Annotated in this window: 17 protein-coding genes; 9 read left to right on the top strand and 8 right to left on the bottom strand. The window is 73.0% G+C overall.

Annotated elements, in window-relative coordinates; translation table 11 throughout:
- Nucleotides 1-187 precede the first annotated feature (187 nt).
- Nucleotides 188-1,144, bottom strand: a complete 957-nt coding sequence (gene meaB / locus ACIG3E_RS18390; protein ID WP_242723199.1) for a methylmalonyl Co-A mutase-associated GTPase MeaB — start codon at nt 1,142-1,144, stop codon at nt 188-190.
- A gap of 86 nt (nt 1,145-1,230) precedes the next feature.
- Complete coding sequence (locus ACIG3E_RS18385; RefSeq protein ID WP_399617084.1) at nt 1,231-2,433, bottom strand: acetyl-CoA C-acetyltransferase; 1,203 nt, start codon at nt 2,431-2,433, stop codon at nt 1,231-1,233.
- Nucleotides 2,434-2,581: 148 nt separating this feature from the next.
- Here ACIG3E_RS18385 and mce point away from each other — a divergent pair, with 148 nt between their 5' ends.
- The 7 genes from mce (at nt 2,582) to ACIG3E_RS18350 (ending at nt 12,942) form a co-directional block, all read left to right on the top strand.
- Entirely contained in the window at nt 2,582-3,022 is a 441-nt protein-coding gene (gene mce / locus ACIG3E_RS18380) for a methylmalonyl-CoA epimerase (RefSeq protein WP_030688367.1), read from the top strand.
- Between the two features lie 249 nt (nt 3,023-3,271).
- Nucleotides 3,272-7,321: a polarized growth protein Scy gene (gene scy / locus ACIG3E_RS18375; protein ID WP_399617082.1), complete on the top strand. Its 4,050-nt coding sequence runs from the start codon at nt 3,272-3,274 to the stop codon at nt 7,319-7,321.
- 183 nt (nt 7,322-7,504) lie between these two features.
- Nucleotides 7,505-8,440 (top strand): cellulose-binding protein, encoded by a 936-nt coding sequence (locus ACIG3E_RS18370; protein WP_144320964.1) that lies wholly within the window; start codon nt 7,505-7,507, stop codon nt 8,438-8,440.
- Between the two features lie 123 nt (nt 8,441-8,563).
- Nucleotides 8,564-9,541 (top strand): ABC transporter ATP-binding protein, encoded by a 978-nt coding sequence (locus ACIG3E_RS18365; protein ID WP_399617820.1) that lies wholly within the window; start codon nt 8,564-8,566, stop codon nt 9,539-9,541.
- A gap of 6 nt (nt 9,542-9,547) precedes the next feature.
- Nucleotides 9,548-10,318 (top strand): ABC transporter permease, encoded by a 771-nt coding sequence (locus ACIG3E_RS18360; RefSeq protein WP_399617079.1) that lies wholly within the window; start codon nt 9,548-9,550, stop codon nt 10,316-10,318.
- A gap of 432 nt (nt 10,319-10,750) precedes the next feature.
- Nucleotides 10,751-11,917: an ATP-binding cassette domain-containing protein gene (locus tag ACIG3E_RS18355; RefSeq protein WP_399617077.1), complete on the top strand. Its 1,167-nt coding sequence runs from the start codon at nt 10,751-10,753 to the stop codon at nt 11,915-11,917.
- Between the two features lie 182 nt (nt 11,918-12,099).
- Complete coding sequence (locus tag ACIG3E_RS18350; RefSeq protein ID WP_399617817.1) at nt 12,100-12,942, top strand: ABC transporter permease; 843 nt, start codon at nt 12,100-12,102, stop codon at nt 12,940-12,942.
- 141 nt (nt 12,943-13,083) lie between these two features.
- Here the strand turns inward: ACIG3E_RS18350 and ACIG3E_RS18345 are convergent, their stop codons facing one another.
- A complete protein-coding gene (locus ACIG3E_RS18345; protein WP_399617075.1) occupies nt 13,084-13,416 on the bottom strand; it encodes an ATP/GTP-binding protein in 333 nt (110 codons plus the stop codon).
- 212 nt (nt 13,417-13,628) lie between these two features.
- On the opposite strand from ACIG3E_RS18345, the gene ACIG3E_RS18340 reads away from it, so the two are divergent.
- Nucleotides 13,629-14,678, top strand: coding sequence for an LLM class flavin-dependent oxidoreductase (locus ACIG3E_RS18340; protein ID WP_399617073.1), 1,050 nt, complete (start codon nt 13,629-13,631; stop codon nt 14,676-14,678).
- 183 nt (nt 14,679-14,861) lie between these two features.
- Here the strand turns inward: ACIG3E_RS18340 and ACIG3E_RS18335 are convergent, their stop codons facing one another.
- A complete protein-coding gene (locus tag ACIG3E_RS18335; protein WP_030685118.1) occupies nt 14,862-15,254 on the bottom strand; it encodes an SCO5389 family protein in 393 nt (130 codons plus the stop codon).
- Nucleotides 15,255-15,509: 255 nt separating this feature from the next.
- Here ACIG3E_RS18335 and nucS point away from each other — a divergent pair, with 255 nt between their 5' ends.
- Nucleotides 15,510-16,181, top strand: coding sequence for an endonuclease NucS (gene nucS / locus ACIG3E_RS18330; protein WP_399617070.1), 672 nt, complete (start codon nt 15,510-15,512; stop codon nt 16,179-16,181).
- A gap of 66 nt (nt 16,182-16,247) precedes the next feature.
- On the opposite strand, the gene ACIG3E_RS18325 is transcribed toward nucS, so the two are convergent.
- From ACIG3E_RS18325 to ACIG3E_RS18310, 4 genes are all read right to left on the bottom strand, one after another.
- The gene (locus tag ACIG3E_RS18325) at nt 16,248-18,941 is read right to left on the bottom strand and encodes an ATP-binding protein (RefSeq protein ID WP_399617067.1); all 2,694 of its coding nucleotides are present in this window, start codon (nt 18,939-18,941) and stop codon (nt 16,248-16,250) included.
- Nucleotides 18,942-19,238: 297 nt separating this feature from the next.
- The gene (locus ACIG3E_RS18320) at nt 19,239-19,562 is read right to left on the bottom strand and encodes an STAS domain-containing protein (RefSeq protein ID WP_030361223.1); all 324 of its coding nucleotides are present in this window, start codon (nt 19,560-19,562) and stop codon (nt 19,239-19,241) included.
- 172 nt (nt 19,563-19,734) lie between these two features.
- The gene (locus ACIG3E_RS18315) at nt 19,735-20,583 is read right to left on the bottom strand and encodes a 3-hydroxyacyl-CoA dehydrogenase family protein (protein ID WP_399617064.1); all 849 of its coding nucleotides are present in this window, start codon (nt 20,581-20,583) and stop codon (nt 19,735-19,737) included.
- A 171-nt stretch (nt 20,584-20,754) separates the two neighbouring features.
- On the bottom strand, nt 20,755-21,390 hold the full coding sequence (locus tag ACIG3E_RS18310) for a TetR/AcrR family transcriptional regulator (protein WP_399617062.1): 636 nt from the start codon (nt 21,388-21,390) through the stop codon (nt 20,755-20,757).
- Nucleotides 21,391-21,474: the final 84 nt, after the last annotated feature.

Here is a 21,474-nt window from a genome sequence, read left to right as displayed (position 1 = left end):
AAGCGCTTCGCTGGAATTGCCGCGATGTGCCGTTGATCGCCCGCGAGTCCGTCGTGGCTGGTCGCTCACCCAAGTTCTCGGCTTCGCTCGAACAGGGGGGACCCCCTTCGCGGCGGAGCCGCATATCAGCACAGCCCCGCGCCCCTTCGGGGCGCTGCCGAACCGCACCACACTTCCACAAGACCGCTTAGCCCGCCGTCAGGCCCTCCACCAGGGAGTCCGCGGCCGCGTACGGGTCGAGGTCACCCGCGACGATCCGCTCCGCGAGCGCACCGAGGCGCACGTCCCCGTGCAGATCCGCGATCCGCTCCCGCAGCGCCGTGACGGCGATCGTCTCGATCTCGCGGGCCGCCCGCGCGACCCGCCGCGAGGTGAGGACCCCCCGCTCCTCCATCCACGCCCGGTGCTTCTCCAGCGCCTCGACGACCTCGTCGGTCCCCTCGCCGCGCGCGGCGACGGTCTTGACGATGGGCGGCCGCCAGTCCCCCGGCGTGCGCGCCTCCCCGAGGCCCAGCATGTGGTTGAGCTCGCGCGCGGTCGCGTCCGCGCCGTCGCGGTCGGCCTTGTTGACCACGTACACGTCGCCGATCTCCAGGATCCCGGCCTTCGCGGCCTGGATGCCGTCGCCCATCCCAGGCGCGAGGAGGACCACGGAGGTGTCGGCCTGCGAGGCGATCTCGACCTCGGACTGGCCCACGCCGACCGTCTCGACGAGCACCACGTCGCAGCCCGCGGCGTCGAGCACCCGGATGGCCTGGGGCGCGGCCCAGGCGAGCCCGCCCAGATGCCCCCGGGTCGCCATGGAGCGGATGTAGACGCCGGGGTCGGACGCGTGCTCGGACATGCGGACGCGGTCGCCGAGCAGCGCGCCGCCGGAGAACGGCGACGAGGGGTCGACGGCGAGGACCCCCACCCGCTTCCCGGCCCGCCGGTACGCGCTCACCAGCGCGGAGGTCGACGTGGACTTGCCGACGCCCGGCGACCCGGTCAGTCCCACCACGTACGCGTGCCCGGCCAGCGGCGCGAGGGCCGCCATCACTTCGCGCAGCTGCGGAGACGCCCCCTCCACCAGCGAGATCAGCCGGGCCACGGCCCGCGGCCTGCCCTCGCGGGCCTGCGCCACCAGGGAGGGGACGTCTTGCATTGCGGCTCCGTTCCGTACGTACGTCTCCGAGGACACGAGGGGATGCGAAAGGGATACGACGAGGATGTGCCGGGGGCGCGCGGGCCTCAGCTCTTGGAGACCTTCAGGATGAGCGCGTCGCCCTGCCCGCCGCCGCCGCACAGCGCGGCCGCGCCGACGCCGCCGCCGCGCCGCTTGAGCTCCAGGGCCAGGTGCAGGACGAGCCGCGCGCCGGACATCCCGATCGGGTGCCCCAGGGCAATGGCGCCGCCGTTGACGTTCACCCTTTCCGTGGACACCCCGAGGTCCTTCATTGACTGGACCGCGACGGCCGCGAACGCCTCGTTGATCTCGATGAGGTCGAGGTCGTCGACGCCCAGGCCCTCCTTCTTCAGGGCGTGCAGGATCGCGTTGGACGGCTGGGACTGCAGGGAGTTGTCCGGCCCGGCCACGTTGCCGTGTGCCCCGATCTCGGCGATCCACGCGAGGCCGAGCTCCTCGGCCTTGGCCTTGCTCATGACGACGACGGCCGCGGCGCCGTCGGAGATCTGCGAGGCGGTGCCCGCCGTGATCGTGCCGTCCTTGCCGAAGGCGGGGCGCAGCTTGCCGAGCGTCTCGACGGTGGTCTCGGCCCGGATGCCCTCGTCCTTGGCGACGAGCACCGGGTCGCCCTTGCGCTGCGGCACCTCGACGGGCGTGATCTCGGCGTCGAACACGCCGTTCTTCTGGGCGGCGGCCGCGCGCTGGTGCGACAGGGCGCCGATCTCGTCCTGCTCGGGGCGCCGGATGCCGAGGCGGGTGTTGTGCTTCTCGGTCGACTCGCCCATGGCGATGGACTCGAAGGGGTCGGTGAGGCCGTCGTGCGCCATCGCGTCGAGCATCTCGATCGCGCCGTACTTGTGGCCCTCGCGCGACTTGGGGAGCAGGTGCGGGGCGTTGGTCATCGACTCCTGGCCGCCCGCGACCACGATGTCGAACTCACCGGCGCGGATCAGCTGGTCCGCGAGCGCGATGGCGTCGAGACCGGAGAGGCACACCTTGTTCACGGTGAGCGCGGGGACGTTCATGGGGATGCCCGCCTTGACCGCGGCCTGGCGCGCCGGGATCTGCCCCGCCCCGGCCTGCAGGACCTGCCCCATGATCACGTACTGCACCTGGTCGCCGCCGATGCCCGCCCGGTCGAGGGCCGCCTTGATCGCGAATCCGCCCAGGTCGGCGCCGGTGAAGGACTTGAGAGAGCCGAGCAGTCGCCCCATGGGCGTGCGCGCGCCCGCGACGATCACTGAGGTGGTTCCGGTCGTTCCAGACATGTGGCACGGCCCCTTCCAGCTGGGGAGCTGAGGAGATGTGAACGAGGGTTTACCTGAATGTACTGAGCGGTACGGCGCCCGTCACCGGGAGGCGGGTGTGATCGCGCGCACGTTGCGTAATCACGGCCGCAGGCGCTGCACTTGAACCATGCTGACGCGAATTGATCACATCGGGATCGCCTGCAAGGACCTCGACGCGACGGTCGAGTTCTATCGCGCGACGTACGGCTTCGAGGTGTTCCACACCGAGGTCAACGAGGAACAGGGGGTGCGCGAGGCCATGCTGAAGATCAACGAGACCTCGGACGGCGGCGCCTCCTACCTCCAGCTCCTGGAGCCGATCCGGGAGGACTCGGCGGTCGGCAAGTGGCTGGCCAAGAACGGCGAGGGCGTGCACCACATCGCCTTCGGCACCGCCGACGTCGACGGCGACGCGGAGGCCATCCGCGACAAGGGCGTGCGCGTGCTGTACGAGCAGCCGCGCATCGGTTCGATGGGGTCGCGCATCACTTTCCTGCACCCCAAGGACTGCCACGGCGTCCTCACCGAACTCGTCACGTCCGCGCCCGCCGAACAGCCGGAGCACTGACCTCCCGTTACTCGGGGCCGGTAGGGTGAGGGGCGGCCGTCCGAACCTTGGGCGGTCGCTTGCCGGGGTCCGGGTTTCGGGGGACGAGCGTCGGGGCAGCAGCCCAAGCTCCGCTGTTGATCTGACACCATTCCCTGGGGGCCTCGTTCGCGGGACGGGCGAGGCTCGTACGTCTAAGACTTGCGACCAGGAGTGGGGCGTCCCCTGCTCGAGCGCAGCCGAGAGCTCGGGGAAGGATGGGACCGCGCAGTGCGGGGCTACGAGAGCCAGGACAGCCGACGACCGGCTGAGGCCGACCATCTCTCACGGTTCGAAGCCGAGATGGACCGGCTGAAGACCGACCGGGAGAAGGCCGTCCAGCACGCCGAGGACCTCGGCTACCAGGTCGAGGTGTTGCGCGCCAAGCTGCACGAGGCGCGCCGCAACCTCGCGTCCCGCCCTGCCTACGACAGCGCGGACATGGGCTATCAGGCCGAGCAGCTGCTGCGGAACGCCCAGATCCAGGCCGAGCAGCTGCGCGCCGACGCCGAGCGCGAGCTGCGCGAGGCCCGCGCCCAGACGCAGCGCATCCTCCAGGAGCACGCCGAGCAGCAGGCCCGGCTCCAGGCCGAGCTGCACACGGAGGCCGTCTCCCGGCGCCAGCAGCTCGACCAGGAGCTGAACGAGCGCCGCCAGACCGTCGAGTCCCACGTCAACGAGAACGTGGCGTGGGCCGAGCAGCTGCGCGCCCGCAGCGAGCAGCAGGCCCGCCGCCTGCTCGACGAGTCCCGTGCCGAGGCCGACCAGGCGCTCGCCGCCGCCCGCGCCGAGACCGAGCGGCTCGCCGAGGCCGCTCGGCAGCGCCTCGCCGCGGACGCCGAGAGCGCCCGCGCGGAAGCCGAAGCGCTGCTGCGCCGGGCCCGCGCCGACGCCGAGCGCCTACTGAACGCCGCGTCGGCACAGGCCCAGGAGGCCGCCGACCACGCGGAGGCGCTGCGCTCGTCCACCGCCGCCGAGTCCGACCAGGCGCGCCGCCAGGCCACCGAGCTGAGCCGGGCCGCCGAGCAGCGCATGGCCGAGGCCGAGGCCGCCCTGCGCGAGGCGCGGGCCGAGTCGGACAAGCTCGTCGCCGGGGCCAAGGAGGCCGCGGCCAAGCAGCTCGCCGCCGCCGAGGCCGCGGGCGAGCAGCGCACGCGGACGGCCAAGGAGCAGGTCGCCCGCCTCGTCGGCGAGGCCACGAAGGAGGCCGAGGCCGCCAAGGCGGAGGCCGAGCAGAAGCTGGCGGACGCCGCGGCCGAGGCCGAGAAGCTGATCGCGGAGGCCGCCGAGAAGGCCCGCTCGATCACCGCCGAGGAGACCGCGTCCGAGATCGCGAAGGCCGCGCGGACCGCCGAGGAGGTCCTGACCAAGGCCTCCGAGGAGGCGACCGCGACCACGCGCGCCGCCGCCGAGGAGGCCGAGCGGGTCCGCGCCGAGGCCGAGGCCGAGGCGGACCGCCTGCGCAGCGAGGCGCACGACATCGCCGAGCAGCTCAAGGGCGCGGCGAAGGACGACACCAAGGAGTACCGCGCCAAGACCGTCGAGCTCCAGGAGGAGGCGCGCCGGCTGCGCGGCGAGGCCGAGCAGCTGCGGGCCGACGCGGTCGCCGAGGGCGAGAAGATCCGCGGCGAGGCGCGGCGCGAGGCCGTCCAGCAGATCGAGGAGGCGGCCCGGTCCGCCGAGGAGCTGCTGACCAAGGCCAAGGCGGACGCGGCCGAGGCGCGCCAGTCCGCGACCGCGGAGGCCGAGCGGGTCCGCGCCGAGGCCGTCGAGCGCGCCACGTCCCTGCGCCAGCAGGCCGAGGAGACCCTGGAGCGCACCCGCGCGGAGGCCGAGCGGCACCGCACGGAGGTCAACGAACAGGCCGAGGCCGTCAAGGCCGAGGCGGAGACGGTCGCGCGGGAGCTGCGCGAGGAGGCCGAGCGCGCCGTCGCGGCCCGCACGGCCGAGGCCGAGGCGGAGCTGGCCCGGCTGCGGGCGGAGGCCGACGACAAGCTCACGGCGGCCGAGCGGACGCTGACCGAGGCGCGCGCGGACGCCGAGCTGATGCGCCGCGAGGCCGCCGAGGAGACCGAGCGGCAGCGCACGGAGGCCGCCGAGCGCGTCCGCACCCTCCAGTCGCAGGCCGAGGCCGAGGCCGAGCGGCTGCGGGACGAGGCCGCGGCGGACGCCTCGCAGGCGCGCGCCGAGGGCGAGGCCGTCGCGGTGCGCCTGCGCTCCGAGGCCGCCGCCGAGGCGGAGCGCCTCAAGACGGAGGCCCAGGAGACCGCGGACCGGGTGCGCGCGGAGGCGGCGGCCGCCGCCGAGCGCGTCGCCGCCGAGGCCGCCGAGGCCCTCGCGGCCGCGCAGGAGGAGGCGGCCCGGCGCCGCCGCGAGGCCGAGGAGACGCTCGGCGGCGCGCGTGCGGAGGCCGACCAGGAGCGGGAGCGGGCCCGCGAGCAGAGCGAGGAGCTGCTCGCCGCGGCGCGCAAGCGCGTGGAGGAGGCCGACGCCGAGGCGCACCGCCTGGCCGAGGAGGCCGAGGCGCGCGCCACGGAGCTGGTGTCGGCCGCCGAGCAGCAGGCCCAGTCCGTACGGGACTCCGTGGCCGGTCTGCACGAGCAGGCCCAGGAGGAGATCACGGGCCTGCGCTCGGCCGCCGAGCACGCGGCGGAGCGCACCCGCACCGAGGCGCAGGAGGAGGCGGACCGCGTCCGCGCCGACGCGTACGCCGAGCGGGAGCGCGCCAGTGAGGACGCGAGCCGTACGCGGCGGGAGTCCGCCGAGGCGGCGGAGGCCGCCAAGGCGCTCGCCGAGCACACCGTCGCGGAGGCGATCGCCGAGGCCGACCGGATGCGCTCCGACGCCGCCGAGCACGCCCAGCGGGTGCGCACGGAGGCCTCGGACACCATCGCGCAGGCCGACCAGGACGCCGCCCGCACCCGCGCCGACGCCCGCGAGGACGCCAACCGCATCCGCGGTGACGCCGCGAACCAGGCGGACACGCTGATCGGCGAGGCCCGCAGCGAGGCCGAGCGCCTCACCACCGAGACGGCCGCCGAGGCCGAGCGCGTACGCACCGAGGCGATCGCCGAGGCGGAACGCCTCACCACGGAGACCGCCGCCGAGGCGGAGCGCGTACGCGCCGAGGCCATCGCCGAGGCCGAGCGCCTCACCACGGAGACCGCCGCCGAGGCGGAGCGCGTCCGCAGCGAGTCGGTGGCGGCGGCCGAGCGGCTCACGTCGGAGACGGCGGCCGAGGCCGAGCGCGTGCGCGCCGAGGCGGTGGCCGCGGCCGAGCGGCTGATCTCGGACGCGACCGGCGACGCCGAGCGGCTGCGCGCCGAGGCGGCCGAGACCGTGGGCTCCGCGCAGCAGCACGCCGAGCGCATCCGCACGGAGGCGGAGCGCGTCAAGCAGGAGGCGCGGGCCGAGGCCGAGCGGACGCTGAGCGAGGCGCGCGCGGAGGCCGAGCGCACCCTGGACGAGGCGCGTCAGGCCGCCAACAAGCGGCGTACGGAAGCCGCGGAGCAGGTCGACACGCTCATCTCCGAGGCCACCTCCGAGGCCGAGAAGCTGATCGCGGACGCCCAGGAGAAGGCACTCAAGGCGACGACGGACGCCGAGACGCAGGCGGACACGATGGTCGGCGCGGCCCGCAAGGAGGCCGAGCGGATCGTCGCCGAGGCCACGGTCGAGGGCAACACGCTGGTGGAGAAGTCGCGTACGGACGCCGACGAGCTGCTCGTCGGCGCGCGCCGGGACGCCACCGCGATAAGGGAGCGCTCCGAGGAGCACCGCAGCCGCGTCACGACGGAGATCGAGGAGCTGCACGAGCGGGCCCGGCGCGAGTCGGCGGAGGCCATGAAGTCGGCGGGCGAGCGCTGCGACGCCCTGGTGAAGGCCGCCGAGGAGCAGCTGGCCGAGGCGAAGGCGAAGTCCGAGGAGCTGGTGTCGGACGCCAACTCCGAGGCGAGCAAGGTGCGCATCGCGGCGGTGAAGAAGGCCGAGGGGCTGCTGAAGGAGGCCGAGCAGAAGAAGGCCGAGCTGGTGCGCGAGGGCGAGCGGATCCACGCCGAGGCGCGGGCCGAGGCGGAGCGCGTGGTCGACGAGGGCAAGCGCGAGCTGGAGGTCCTCGTCCGGCGGCGCGCGGACATCAATGCGGAGATCTCCCGTGTCCAGGACGTGCTCGAGGCGTTGGAATCGTTTGAGGCCCCACAGGGCGGCGGCAAGGACGCGGGCGTCAAGGCGGGGGCCGCGGCGGGGGCTACACGTTCGGGTGGCAAGCAGTCAGAGGGCTAGCCACGCAGGCCTTTCCGTGCTGGGCCGGGACCTTCGGCCCTGCCGCTGGCAAGCGCTCTGCCGGTTAGCCACTCAAAAGGGGTGTCATTCTCCAGATCAAACGGGCATACGCTCGATGACACGCCGCAACGCCCCCTAGGATTCCCTCTATCACCTCACCCGGTCTCATTCGACAGGAACCCCATGAGCGACACTTCCCCCTACGGCTTCGAGCTTGTGCGGCGTGGGTACGACCGCGCTCAGGTGGACGAACGTATCTCCAAGCTCGTCTCCGACCGAGACTCCGCTCTCACCCGAATCACTGCTCTGGAAAAGCGCATCGAGGAGCTCCACCTCGAAACGCAGAACGCCCAGGCCCAGGTCGCCGACGCCGAGCCGTCGTACGCCGGGCTCGGGGCCCGCGTCGAGAAGATCCTGCGCCTCGCCGAGGAAGAGGCGAAGGACCTGCGCGAGGAGGCCCGGCGCGCGGCCGAACAGCACCGCGAGCTCGCCGAGTCGGCCGCCCAGCAGGTGCGTAACGACGCCGAGTCGTTCGCCGCCGAGCGCAAGGCGAAGGCCGAGGACGAGGGCGTCCGCATCGTCGAGAAGGCCAAGGGCGAGGCGAACGCGCTGCGTGCCGAGGCGCAGAAGGACGCGCAGTCCAAGCGCGAGGAGGCGGACGCCCTCTTCGAGGAGACCCGCGCCAAGGCCGCCCAGGCCGCCGCCGACTTCGAGACGAACCTCGCCAAGCGGCGCGACCAGTCCGAGCGCGACCTGGCCTCGCGCCAGGCCAAGGCCGAGAAGCGCCTCGCGGAGATCGAGCACCGCGCGGAGCAGCTGCGCCTTGAGGCCGAGAAGCTGCGCACCGACGCCGAGCGCCGCGCCCGCCAGACGGTGGAGACCGCGCAGCGCCAGGCCGAGGACATCGTCGCGGACGCGAACGCCAAGGCGGACCGCATCCGCAGCGAGTCCGAGCGCGAGCTCGCGGCGCTCACCAACCGCCGCGACTCCATCAACGCCCAGCTGACGAACGTCCGCGAGATGCTCGCGACGCTCACCGGCGCCGCCGTGGCCGCGGCGGGCACGCCCACCGAGGACGAGCCGATCTCGCGGGGGGTTCCGGCACAGCAGAGCCGCTGAAGCGGATAGGAGCAACCACGGGGTGAACGCGATGGAGCCCCCTGCCACCTCGAGTGGCAGGGGGCTCCATCGCGTTTTAGCGTGTCGGCATGATCGGGTTCCGTGCGTGATCGAGGTGGCGGCGTGATCGAGCTCGAAGGGCTGACCAAGCGGTACGGCGAGAAAGTGGCGGTCGACAACCTCACCTTCACCGTCAGACCGGGTCTCGTCACGGGCTTCCTCGGGCCGAACGGCGCGGGCAAGTCCACGACCATGCGGATGATGCTGGGCCTCGACAACCCCACCGCGGGCGACGTACGCATCGACGGCAAGCACTACGCGCAGCTGAAGGACCCGCTCACCTACATCGGCGCGCTCCTGGACGCCAAGGCCATGCACGGCGGCCGCAGCGCCTTCAACCACCTGCTGTGCCTGGCGCAGTCCAACGGCATCCCGCGCTCGCGCGTCCACGAGGTCCTGGACACCGTGGGCCTCACGGCCGTGGCCCGGAAGAAGGCCAAGGGCTTCTCGCTCGGCATGGGCCAGCGGCTCGGCATCGCGGGCGCGCTGCTCGGCGACCCCGAGATCCTGATGTTCGACGAGCCGGTCAACGGCCTCGACCCCGAGGGCATCCACTGGATCCGGAACCTGATGAAATCCCTCGCCGCCCAGGGCCGCACGGTCTTCGTCTCCTCGCACCTGATGAGCGAGATGGCGCTGACCGCCGAGCACCTCGTCGTCATCGGCCAAGGCCGCCTCCTCGCCGACACCTCGATGGCGGACTTCATCCGCGACAACTCCCGGTCGTACGTACGTCTGCGCTCACCCCAGCGCGAACGCCTCCTCGACGTGCTGCACGAGGCCGGGATCACCACCGTCGAGGCGGGCAACGGCACCCTCGAAGTGGACGGCGCGAGCTCCGAGCAGCTCGGCGAACTGGCCGCCGAGCACCATCTCGTACTCCATGAACTCAGCCCCCAGCAGGCCTCGTTGGAGGAGGCCTTCATGCAGCTCACCGCCGAGTCGGTGGAGTACCACGCGCACGCCGACCACCAAGGGGCCCCGGCGCCCGGCGGCCCCGGCTGGGGCGAGGGCTGGCAGCCGCGCCCGAAGGGAGAGTGAGACCGCATGGCAGCGACGCAGGTCCTGAAGTCCGAGTGGACCAAGATCCGCTCGGTGGCGTCGACCGTGTGGACGCTGAGCCTCTCGGTCGTCGTCACGATCGCCCTCGGCATGCTCATCAGCGCCCTGTCCAAGAACGACTTCGACAACCTCAGCCGCGACGACAAGCTCACCTTCGACCCGACCTTCATCAGCTTCGCCGGGATGTCGCTCGGCCAGCTCGCCATGATCGTCTTCGGTGTCCTCGTCGTCTCCAATGAGTACAGCACCGGCATGATCCGCACCTCGCTCGCGGCGGTCCCGCAGCGCGCCACGTTCCTCTTCAGCAAGGTCGCGGTGGCGGCGCTGCTCGCCTTCGCCGTCGGGATCGCCACCAGCTTCCTCGCCTTCTTCACCGGGCAGGCGATGCTCGGCGAGCACCGGGCCCACCTCGGGGATCCCGGGGTGCTGCGCGCCGTCATCGGCGGTGGCCTCTACATGACGCTCATCGCGATGTTCTCCATGGGCGTGGCCGCGATGCTGCGCAGTCCGATGCTGTCCCTCGGCATCCTGATGCCCTTCTTCTTCCTGATCTCCAGCATCCTCGGCAACGTGTCCGCCACGAAGAAGGTCGGCCGGTTCCTGCCCGACCAGGCCGGAAGCAAGATCATGCAGGTCAAGTCCCCCTTCGACGACGACACCCCCTACGGGCCCTGGGGCGGCCTCGCCATCATGGTGGCGTGGACGGCGGCGGCGCTGCTGGGTGGGTACGTGCTGCTCAAGCGCCGCGACGCCTGACCTCACGCGGTCGCCTGGGCCGCGCTGCTCCCCGGCCCTCTCCACCCCGAGCCTGCCCCGCTCCCTCCCGGCCCCCGCCCCAACTCCGGCTCTCTCCCCCACCCACCCGCCCTCCCGTCGCCCTGCCCGCTCGCCTCAGCCGTCGCCGATCTCAACGCACCGCGCTAACGCGCTTGTCCTCAATCGCCGGACGGGCTGAGAAGCCCGCCCACGCGGGACAGCAGGACGACGGCGGGCAAGCCGCCAGGTCGGGGCCGGGCCCGGTCGCCGGGCAGGAACGGGTGGGCGGGTGGGCCGGACACCCGTCGAGGGCGACCACGCCAGGGCATCGTTTTACTTGCTCTTGGCCGGAACCGTCAGTCCACAGATATCCTCCTAACCCTTACGGGGGCGTGTGCCCCGACGTCCTGAACCATTCGATGGGTGCGGAGAATGATCGAGGCAGTCGGCCTGACGAAGCGCTACGGCGCCAAGACAGCCGTGTACAACCTTTCCTTCCAGGTGCGGCCCGGCACCGTGACCGGCTTCCTGGGCCCGAACGGCTCCGGCAAGTCGACGACGATGCGCATGATCCTCGGCCTCGACGCCCCCTCGGCGGGGCAGGTGACGATCGGCGGCTACCCGTACCGCAAGCTGCCGAACGCGCCCCGCCAGGTCGGCGCCCTCCTCGACGCGAAGGCGGTGCACGGCGGCCGGCACGCCCGCAACCACCTGCTCTGCCTCGCGCAGCTCTCCGGCATCCCGGCCCGCCGGGTGGACGAGGTGCTCGGCGTGGTCGGCCTGCAGGACGTGGCCAGGAAGCGCTCCAAGGGCTTCTCGCTCGGCATGGGCCAGCGCCTGGGCATCGCCGCCGCGCTGCTCGGCGACCCGCAGGTGCTGCTCTTCGACGAGCCGGTCAACGGCCTCGACCCCGAGGGCATCCTCTGGGTGCGCAACCTGATGAAGTCGCTCGCCGCCGAGGGCCGTACGGTCTTCGTCTCCTCGCACCTGATGAGCGAGATGGCGCTGACCGCCGAGCACCTCATCGTGATCGGCCGCGGCCAGCTGCTCGCCGACATGAGCGTCACGGACTTCATCTCGGCGAACTCGGCCGACTTCGCCCGGGTCCGCACCCCGGACACCGACCCGCAGCAGCGCGAGAAGCTGTCCGGCGCGCTCACCGAGGCCGGCGGCCAGGTGCTGCCCGAGCCGGACGGCGCGCTGCGCGTCACCGGTCTGCCGCTGCCCCGCATCAGCGACCTCGCGCACCAGGCGGACGTCCGCCTGTGGGAGCTGTCGCCGCACCAGGCCTCCCTGGAGGAGGCGTACATGCGCATGACGCAGGGCGCCGTGGACTACCGCTCGACGATCGACCAGCGCGCGGGCCTCCAGGAGCAGCTGCCGCCCGGCGCGCAGCCGCAGCCGCCGATGCCGGTGCCGGGGCAGGGCCAGCCGGGCTGGTACGCCCCGCCGCCGCCCCAGCAGGGCGGCCAGCCCTTCGCGATGCCGCAGGGCGCGCCCGGCGTGCCGCCCGCGGGCGCGCAGCCGAACCCGTACGCCGCCCCGCAGGCCCCCGCCTCCCCCGAGATGACCAAGCGCGACAGCGAGGAAGCCCGATGACCACGCCTGAGACTCCGCAGCAGCCGCAGGCGCAGCCGCCCCAGCAGCCCCCGGCCCCGCAGCAGGCCCCGACCGTCCCGCAGGCCCCCGCGCCGCAGGCACCGGCCCCGGCCCCGCAGCCCACGGCCGTCGCCACCGCCCCGCAGCCACCGCACGGCGCCCCGCCGCACGGCCTGACGCCGATGGCCCCGGCCCCCGCCGCGCCCGCGCCGCCCTCCGCCTGGCAGCAGGCGATGAACAACGCGTACACCTCGCCGATCCCGATCAAGAAGACCAACCTCGGCCACGCCCTCACCTCGGAGTGGACGAAGATCAAGTCGGTCCGCTCCACGATGTGGACGCTCGGCGTCTTCCTGCTCCTGGTCATCGGCATCGGCCTGCTCGCGGTCGCGCAGACGGACGACGCCGACTACGTGGACGTGCCGTACACCATCCCGGCGTTCTTCGGCCTGATCCTCGGCCAGATCTGCCTGATCACCCTGGGCGTCCTGGTCACCTCGTCCGAGTACGGCACGGGCATGATCCGTACGACGTTCACCGCGTCGCCGCAGCGCTCCCGGGTCCTCGCGGCGAAGGCCCTGGTCTTCTTCGTGCTCGCCTTCGTCGTCTCGGCGGGCTCCATCTTCTTCGTGGGCCTGGTGGCCTCGGGCGCGCACAGCGGCCCGGGCGTCGGCGAGGTCTCGTGGGTGGACACGGTCTTCAAGGGCGGTCTGTACGTCTCGCTGCTCGGCGTGCTCGCGCTCGCCGTCGGCTCGATGCTGCGCCACTCCGCCGGTGCGATCACCACGATGCTCGGCCTGGTCCTCGTCCCCGCGATCATGCCGGCGTTCCTCGGCATCTGGTCGAGCACCGAGAAGCTGGGCGAGAAGATGGAGAAGTACAACGCCATCAGCTCGCTCGCCGAGATCTTCAAGATCGACTCCAGCCTCGAAGGCGGTGGCGGCGGGCAGCTGCTGCTGCTCGTCGTCATCACGGCGGGCGCGCTCGCGGGCGCCTTCGCCCTCCTGGAGAAGCGCGACGTCTGACCTGGTACACAAACAAGCCACGGCGCCCCGACCAGCAAGGTCGGGGCGCCGTGGCGTTGTAGCAGCCCCCTGCGGGAGCGCCCGAAGGGGCGCGGGGAACTGCGCGCCCAGCCACGGACGGCCCGCAGACGAAAGCGAACCTCAGTACCGCGGCGCGTTCCGCGAGCGGCGGACCTGGGTGCGGCGCCGGTCCTTCGCGCTCCAGCACCCCGTGTGCCAGTGCCGCCGCTCGTCCACGCCGGAGTACGCGGGCCACGCGACCACGTGCGCGAGGCCGGACGGGATCTCCTGGTCGCAGCCCGGACAGCGGTACGTCTTGCCCGCCGCGCTCGCCCCCGCGACCCGGCGCACCTTCCAGTCCTCGCCCTGCCAGTCCTCGGTGCGCTCGAAGCCGCCGTAACGCCCGGACGGCTCCGCGTCCGGACCCGGCATGGACTCTCCGGCGCCCTTGGGGCGGTTGCGACGCGGCGACACGGGACACCTCACGGGTTGCACAGGGGGCGGGGCCCATCCAGCCTACGCGCCGCGGGACCGGGTACGTGTCCTTCACCAAGCCCCGCGAACCCGCCCGGGGACACGTAGAAAATCTGCCAATCCGCCCGCCAAGCCGTGCCCTTGGCACGTGTCACGCGTTGTTGCCGGTGGGAGGGAGTGCCCGCGTCGGCGCCAAGGAGGCAGGAAGTTCGATGCGCTTAGGAAGCTTTGTGCTGGCCGCTCAGTTCCCCGGCCAGGGCCATGGGGAGGCACTGCACCGCGCGGTGCGCTCCGCGGAGATGGCCGAGGAGGCGGGCCTCGACAGCGTCTGGCTCGCCGAGCACCACTTCGTGCCGTACGGCACATGTCCGTCCGCCATCACCCTCGCGGCCCTGCTCCTCGGCCGGACCCGGCGCCTGCGCGTCGGCACCGCCGTGACCGTGCTGCCCACCGCTCATCCGGTGGCGCTCGGCGAGCAGGCCGCGCTGCTGCACCTCACCACCGGCGGCCGCTTCACGCTCGGCGTGGGGCGCGGCGGCCCCTGGGTCGACCTGGAGGTCTTCGGCTCCGGCCTCGCCGCGTACGAACAGGGGTTCCCGGAGTCGCTCGACCTGCTGCTCCGCTGGCTGAGCGGCGAGCCGCGGGTCGGCGGCCCCGGCGGCCGCTTCGACTTCCGTGACGTCGCCGTGGTCCCGCGGCTCCCGCGCGCCGTCGCGTCCGCCGGAGTGCCGGACCCGCCGCGCGCCCCCGAGATCGTCGTGGCCTGCACCTCGCCGTCGAGCGTCCGCCTCGCCGCGGCCCGCGGACTGCCGATGCTGCTCGGCATGCACGTGGGCGACGAGGAGAAGGCCGAAATGGTGGCGCTGTGGAACCGGCACGCGCGTGCCGCCGGGCACACGCCGGACGAGGTCGCGGCCGCCGCGCACGTCTCGGCGGGTGTCGTCCAGGTCGCCGACCACCGCGTGGAGGCCGCCGAGATCCTCAAGAAGGCGATGCCCGGCTGGCTGCGCCAGGGCCTCGAGGCCCACGTCACGGTGGACGGCCGGGTCCGCGCCATGCGCGACCCGCTCGCGTACACGGAACTGCTGTGCGCCCTCCATCCCGTGGGCACGCCCCAGGTGTGCGTCGACCGCATCACCGCCACCGCGGAGCGCACGGGCATCACCCGCTTCGCCCTCCTCGTCGAGGGCTCGGGCGACCTGACAACCACAGAGGAAAACATCCGCCGCCTAGGCACCGAGGTCCTCCCCCACCTACCGTAGACCGCCCCAAACGAGAGCGCCCCAAAGGGGCGCGGGGAACTGCGCGCCCAGCCAGAACGAACCCGCAGACAAAGAGAAAGCCCAACCCACCAAGAGCCCACCCGTTCAAGGCGCCCCCGCCAGCAAAAGGCTGCCGCTCCGGTACTGAAACACCTCCCGCGTACGGAGCGGCAGCAACAGTCGTCAGCAGTCCCGCAGTTCGGGCGACTGGTTCAGCAGCTGGCCGCGGATCGAAGTGAACTTGGCCAGCCTGTCGTCCGCCGAGGCGTCCAGGGGGAACACCGCCACCCGGTGGCAGTTCTGGAACGCCAGACGTACCCCGAAGTGGCGCTGCAGGGCGCCGCGGATCGCGTCACTCGCGAGCGCGCGCAGCAACTGGCCGCGCGCCTGCTCGTCCGGCGGCGGCGTCTGGTTGTCGGCGAACTCACCGCCGTCGACCTTGAGCTGGGCCACCAGGGAGCTGATCATCTCCCATGCGTAAGGCAGGGAGGTCCGGACGCAGTCGACGAAGGCAGCTTCGTCGACCTCGCCTCGCTCGGCCTGTTCCAACAGTGCCGGTGAGACGTCGAGCGACATGGGTTCTCCTCTCGCACCCCCGAGCAGCAGGGGCTTACGGGCAGGGAAGGAGTCCGCATACGCAGCGTGCACGCGTGACGACCTCCTGCTTATACGGTAGGCAACGCCCGTGGCGGGCACCAGGAGATTGGGCGGATAACTGGCCAGGTTCGAACGGGTCCATCGCCGGACAAGTGGTGCGGCCCACAGCCCTCGCGCGGGCGCGGGGGCGCGCGATTCGCAGGACCGTCCCGCTGTCGAGTAGCGTTGCCGACCATGCGTCTCGTCATCGCCCGCTGCTCCGTGGACTACGCGGGCCGGCTCACCGCCCACCTCCCGTCGGCCCCCCGCCTGATCCTCGTCAAGGCGGACGGCAGCGTCTCCATCCACGCTGACGACCGGGCCTACAAGCCCCTCAACTGGATGTCGCCGCCGTGCACCCTCAAGGAGGGCACGGGCGACGAGTCCCATCTGTGGACCGTCACCAACAAGGCGGGCGAGAAGCTCATCATCACCATGGAGGAAGTGCTGCACGACTCCACGCACGAACTGGGCGTGGATCCCGGCCTCATCAAGGACGGCGTGGAAGCACACCTTCAGGAACTGCTCGCCGATCGGATCGAGACACTGGGCGAGGGTTACTCGCTGATCCGCCGCGAGTACATGACGGCGATCGGGCCCGTCGACATCCTGTGCCGCGACGCCGACGGCGGGACCGTCGCCGTCGAGATCAAGCGCCGCGGCGAGATCGACGGCGTGGAGCAACTCACCCGCTATCTGGAGCTGTTGAACCGCGACCCGCACCTCGCGCCGGTCAAGGGCGTCTTCGCCGCCCAGGAGATCAAGCCGCAGGCCCGCGTCCTGGCCACGGACCGGGGCATCAGCTGCACCGTCCTCGACTACGACGCGCTGCGCGGCATCGAGGACGACAAGCTGCGGCTGTTCTGACACCCACCGCCGTAAAACGTACGAGGGGGCGGACCCGGCCGGGTCCGCCCCCTCTCGCGTGCGCGCTCAGGCGGTCGACGGGCCCGGGGCCGTGTCGGAGGCCGAGCTGAAGCTGCTCGCCGGGGCCGAGGACGTCACCGGGCCGCTCGCCGAGTTCGAGGTGTTCGGCGAGGACGGCGCCGTCGGGGGCTGGGACGTGGGCGGCTGCGACGTCGGAGGCCGCGTGGTCGGCGGCCTGGACGTCGGAGGGCGGGACGTCGGCGGGCGCGTGGTCGGCGGCCTGGACGTGGGCGGCTGCGTCGTCGGCCGGTCGGTGGGCCGGTCCGACGGCTTGCCGCTGGGCTTGCCGGAGGGGCTCTTCGTCCCCGCGCCGTCGCCGCCGGTGGGCGACGGGGCGCCGCTGCCGCCGCGCTGCGTCGGGCCGCCGGAGGTGCCCGGTACGCCGTTCCCGCCCGGGTCGGCGGGGCGGTGCGAGGAGCCGTCGCCCGGCTTGTCGGCGCCCATGCCGTCGCCGTCGTCGTCCGCGCTCGCGGACTGGTCGGTACGGACCTTGTCGTGCCGCCCGCCGTCGTTGTTGTTGTCGGAGGTCGCGCCGAGCGTCACCACCGTGCCGAGCACGGCGACCAGCAGGGCGCCCGCCCCGGCCGCGACCAGGTTGCGGCGCGTGCCGCGCAGGATGGCACGGCGGGTGGGCGCGGGCCCGGGCACCGGCGCGGGCCCCGGCGCGGCCTGCCGCGTGACCACCGTCTCGGCCTCGTCCGGCGAGGCCGTCGGCGTGGGCGGCACGGGGAGCACGGGCGGCACGAAGGCGGTGGGCACCCCGCCGGGCGGCGAAGCGGACTCCTCGGACCGGGCGTCCGGCACCTCCTCGCCCGCCGCGGTACGGCCCCCGGGCAGCACCCCGCCGGAGCGGTCGGCGACCAGGGCGAGGGCCCGGCGGCCCGCGATCATGCCGCGCTTGTCGGCGAGGGCGCCGCGCAGGCCGATGGAGGCCTCCAGTTCGGCGCGGGCCCGGTCGAGCCGCCCGCCGCAGAGCGCGAGGATGCCCAACTCGTGGTGGAAGTAGGCCTCTTCGGCGACCTCACCGGCGGTGCGGGAGGCCTCCTGGCCCGCGCGCAGGGCCCGCTCCCAGGCGCCCCAGTCGAGCCCGGCGGCGAAGGCGGGCGCGGCGGTGCGGGCGAGCAGCACCGCGGCGGACGGCTCGTCGGCGACGGCGCCCGGGGCGGCGGGCGCCCCGCCGCGGGCCGTGACGAGGGCGGTGAGCGCCGCGAGCACCGCGTCCGCCTCGGCGGCGACGCGCTCGGCGGCGACCGAGGGGTGCCCGGACCACCAGGCGTAGTGCTGGGCCGCGGACTGCGCGTGCGCGGCGGCGTCGTCGGCGTATCCGGCGCTCTCCAGCTGGACGCGGACTCCGGCGGCGAGCCGGTAGTGCCCGCCGACCGGGGTCACCAGGGCGCAGTCGACGAGCTCGGCGAGGGCCGCGTCGGCGTGGGTGTCGCCGACGAGCGCGGGCAGGTGGGCCGGGTGCGGCAGCTCCCCGCCGAGCGCGACGGCGAACCGCAGCGCGGCGCGCGCGGACGGGCTGAGCCGGGAGGCGAGCAGGGCCGCGGGCGCGGCGGCGTCGGCGAGCGCGGGCAGGGGCACGTCGTCCCCGGGCGCCGCCGCGTCCGGGGCGTCGTACGCGGCGAAGTCCTGGAAGGCGGCGGGGTCGGCGCGCAGCCGGTCGCGCTGCCGCAGCAGGGCCCCGGCCTGCACGAAGCGCAGCGGCAGGCCTTCGGACTCGAACCGCAGGTCGCCCGCCCAGTCGGCCTCGTCGTCGGTGAGGACGCGGCCGACGGCGCGCTCCAGGAGCTCCAGGGCGGCGCCGCGGCCGAGGCCGCCGAGGAAGACCTCTTCGAGGTGCGACTCGGGGGCGGGCGCGGCGACGTCGGGGGTCGCGGCGACGAGGAAGGCGCACTCGGGGGTGGCGTCGAGGAGCTCTTCGAGCGCGGCGCCGCCGAACTCCAGGTCGTCGAGGACCACGACGGCGCCTATCTCGCCGACGAGTTCGGCGAGCAGGGCCCGGTCGGGGCGGTACTGCCGGATGTCGTGGACGGCGGCGCACAGGTCGTACAGGAGGTCCGTCGGCGTCCGGTGGTAGCCGGAGAGGCGGACCACGCCGTCGGGGGCGAGGTCCGCGCAGTCCTCGGCGACGGCGTCGAGCAGCGCGGTGCGCCCGGAGCCCGCGGGTCCGGTCAGGCGCACGGAGCGGCCGCGGGCGAGCAGCCGCACCAGGCGCTCGCGCTCCTCCTGGCGTTCGAGGAGCGGGGTGCGGGTCCTGGCGGGGCCCGCGGGCACGGGCGGCAGGGCGGCCCTGCGGCGTTCGGCGCGCTCGGCGGCGGTGTACTTGCGGGGGCGGTCGGGGTGCTCGCCCGGCGGGCAGGGTTCTATCTCGCTGCCGTCTATGGGGTTGACGGTGAGCAGGAAGTCGCCGGAGAAGAGCTGGACGGCGCGCACGGGCGCGGGTGCGGGGGTGCCGAGGCCTGGGGTGCCGGGCCCGTGCGCGCTCGCGGGGCCCGTCGACGCGTCGTGCCGCGGCGGGTGGTTCTCCCGCGCGGCGCCGCTGTCGTGGGCCTCGGGCGCGTCGGCGTCGTAGCCGTCCCGGCCGTCGGGGCCTTCATAGCCCTCGCGGCCCTCGTATCCGTCGTGGCCTTCGTGGTCGGCACGGCCCGCGTAGCCGTCGCGGCCGTGCTCCTCCGGTCCCCGGTTCGTCGGGTCCATGGTCCAAGCCCCCCAGATGCGTCGTGTGCGAAGCCCCCTCCGGCCTTGGGCACACCGCGCTGTCGCTACTGGTCCGGTGCCCCCGTGTGGGTTCGTCAATCGTCGGGCGGACCGAACCCTAAACCGTCTTCAGTATCTCCGCGGAGGGCGGGGTACCGCCCCGCCCGAGACGTCACAGTCTCGTGAGGATTGCGCGAGTGATGCCGTCCCGCACCGCTCGCGCCGCTTGTCCGCGTGTCAGGTACGAAGGCGACGTGTCACGTACGAGAACGGCAGGTCACGCGTGTGGGCCGCGGGTCACACGCGGGGAAGCGATTCGACGCCGATGCCGCCCTCGATGGCGAGGATGCGGTGCAGTCGGGTGGCGACGAGCAGGCGCTGCATCTGCGGGGGCACGCCGCGCAGGACGAGCCTGCGTCCGCACCGCCCGGCGCGCCGGTGCGCGCCCATGATGACGCCGAGTCCCGTGGCGTCCCACGAGTCGAGTTCGGAGAGGTCGAGCACCAGGTCACCGGCCCCGTCGTCGACGGCCGAGTGCAGGACCGTACGGGCGTCCGCCGCGCTGCGTACGTCGAGGCGTCCCCCGACGACCAGCTGGGCCTGGTCGCCCCTGATGTGCATATGCGCTCCCCGAGAGTGCCGTGTCGTGTGTGACGCCCGTGCCGCGGGGCGTCTGCGTATGTCACAGCAACTGACTGTCACGTGGGTGAGGAAGTTGCCGTCTGTAAGCGAACCGATACCGAAATCACTCCGAGGGGTGACCCTCGGAGTGACAGCACGGCCGTGTTCGTGCTCAGTGCTTGTAGAAGCCCTGCCCGCTCTTGCGGCCGATGTCACCGGCGTCAACCATCCGGCGCATCAGCTCGGGGGCGGCGAACTTCTCGTCCTGCGACTCGGTGTAGATGTTGTCGGTGGCGTGCAGCAGGATGTCGACGCCGGTGAGGTCCGCGGTGGCGAGCGGGCCCATGGCGTGGCCGAAGCCGAGCTTGCAGGCGATGTCGATGTCCTCGGCGGTCGCGACGCCCGACTCGTAGAGCTTGGCGGCCTCGACGACGAGGGCGGAGATGAGGCGGGTGGTCACGAAGCCCGCGACGTCGCGGTTGACGACGATGCAGGTCTTGCCGACGGACTCGGCGAACTCGCGGGTGGTGGCGAGGGTTTCGTCGCTGGTCTTGTGGCCGCGGACGAGCTCGCACAGCTGCATCATGGGCACCGGCGAGAAGAAGTGGGCGCCGACGACCCGCTCGGGCCGCTCGGTGACGGCCGCGATCTTGGTGATCGGGATGGCGGAGGTGTTGGAGGCGAGCACGGCCTCGTCCCGCACGAGCTTGTCGAGCGTGCGGAAGATCTCGTGCTTGACCTCCAGCTTCTCGAAGACGGCCTCGACGACGACGTCCGCGTCGGCGACGGCGTCCAGGTCGGTGGTGGTCGTGATGCGGCCGAGCGCCGCCTCGGCGTCCGCGGCGTCGAGCTTGCCCTTGCTCACGAACTTCTCGTACGAGGCCTTGATGCCGTCGGTGCCCCGGGTCAGCGCCTCGTCGGTGACGTCGCGCAGGACCACGTCCCAGCCCGCCTGGGCGGAGACCTGGGCGATGCCGGACCCCATGAGTCCGGCTCCGATGACGGCGAGCTTTCGTGCCACGTTACGACTCCCCTTGCCTGGCGTATGACGGAGCGCTTACACGCTGTTTACGTATCGCTCTCCAGCGGACACTAGCGCTCGTGAGCTGCCGTGGGGCGGTGAAGAGACGCACGCCACGTGCGGTTTGACGGACATCACACCGGGGCGGGCCGCGCGGGGGGCCGCGGGGGGTCAGGAGGCCTCGCGGACGGCGTAGTTGAGGACCCGTTCGCCGAGGAGGTCCTCCATCTCGTCGATGAGGACGAGCGCCTCGCGGGAGACCTCGCGGGGGTCGCGGCGCTCGGCCATCTCGGCGCCGATCCAGGCCAGGACACCGGCGTGCAGCCAGTGGAGCTGGCCCGCGACGAGGTCGGGCAGATGGCCGCCGGGGCCCGCCTCCGCGCGCAGGGTGGTCTCCAGGTCGCGCAGGCTCTCCTGCTGGAAGGCCCAGAGCCGCGAGCGCAGGGCGGGCGAGTCGGTGATGACCCGCATGAAGTCGGCGTAGCCAGCGAAGAGTCCGATGGTGGGCGAGACGCCCTCGACGAGCCCGCGCAGCTCACGCAGGACGGCGTCGGCGGCGGACTCGCCGACGCGGCGGCCGCGCACCCAGCGCGAGAGCCGGTCGGCCATGTCCGCGCCCCGGTCGAGGAAGAGGTCCTCCTTGGCCGGGAAGTAGTTGTAGACGGTGTTGACGGAGACGTCCGCCGCCTCGGCGACGTCGGCGACGGTCACGGCGGCGAAGCCCCGCTCCAAGAAGAGCCCGGTGGCGATGTCCGAGATCCGCTGCTTGGTCTGCCGCTTCTTGCGCTCCCTGAGTCCCTCTGCCATGGCCTCATCCTAGGCGCCGTTCTGGGGGTCCATGAAAAATTGGTGGCATTGCAAAATTTCAGTGGCTCTGTTTTTGTGGTCTCC

The sequence above is a fragment of the Streptomyces sp. NPDC053474 genome, assembly GCF_044544845.1.
Classification (GTDB): Bacteria; Actinomycetota; Actinomycetes; order Streptomycetales; family Streptomycetaceae; genus Streptomyces.
Note: the sequence above shows the minus strand (reverse complement) of the source record. Positions and strands in the feature narration are given on the sequence as shown.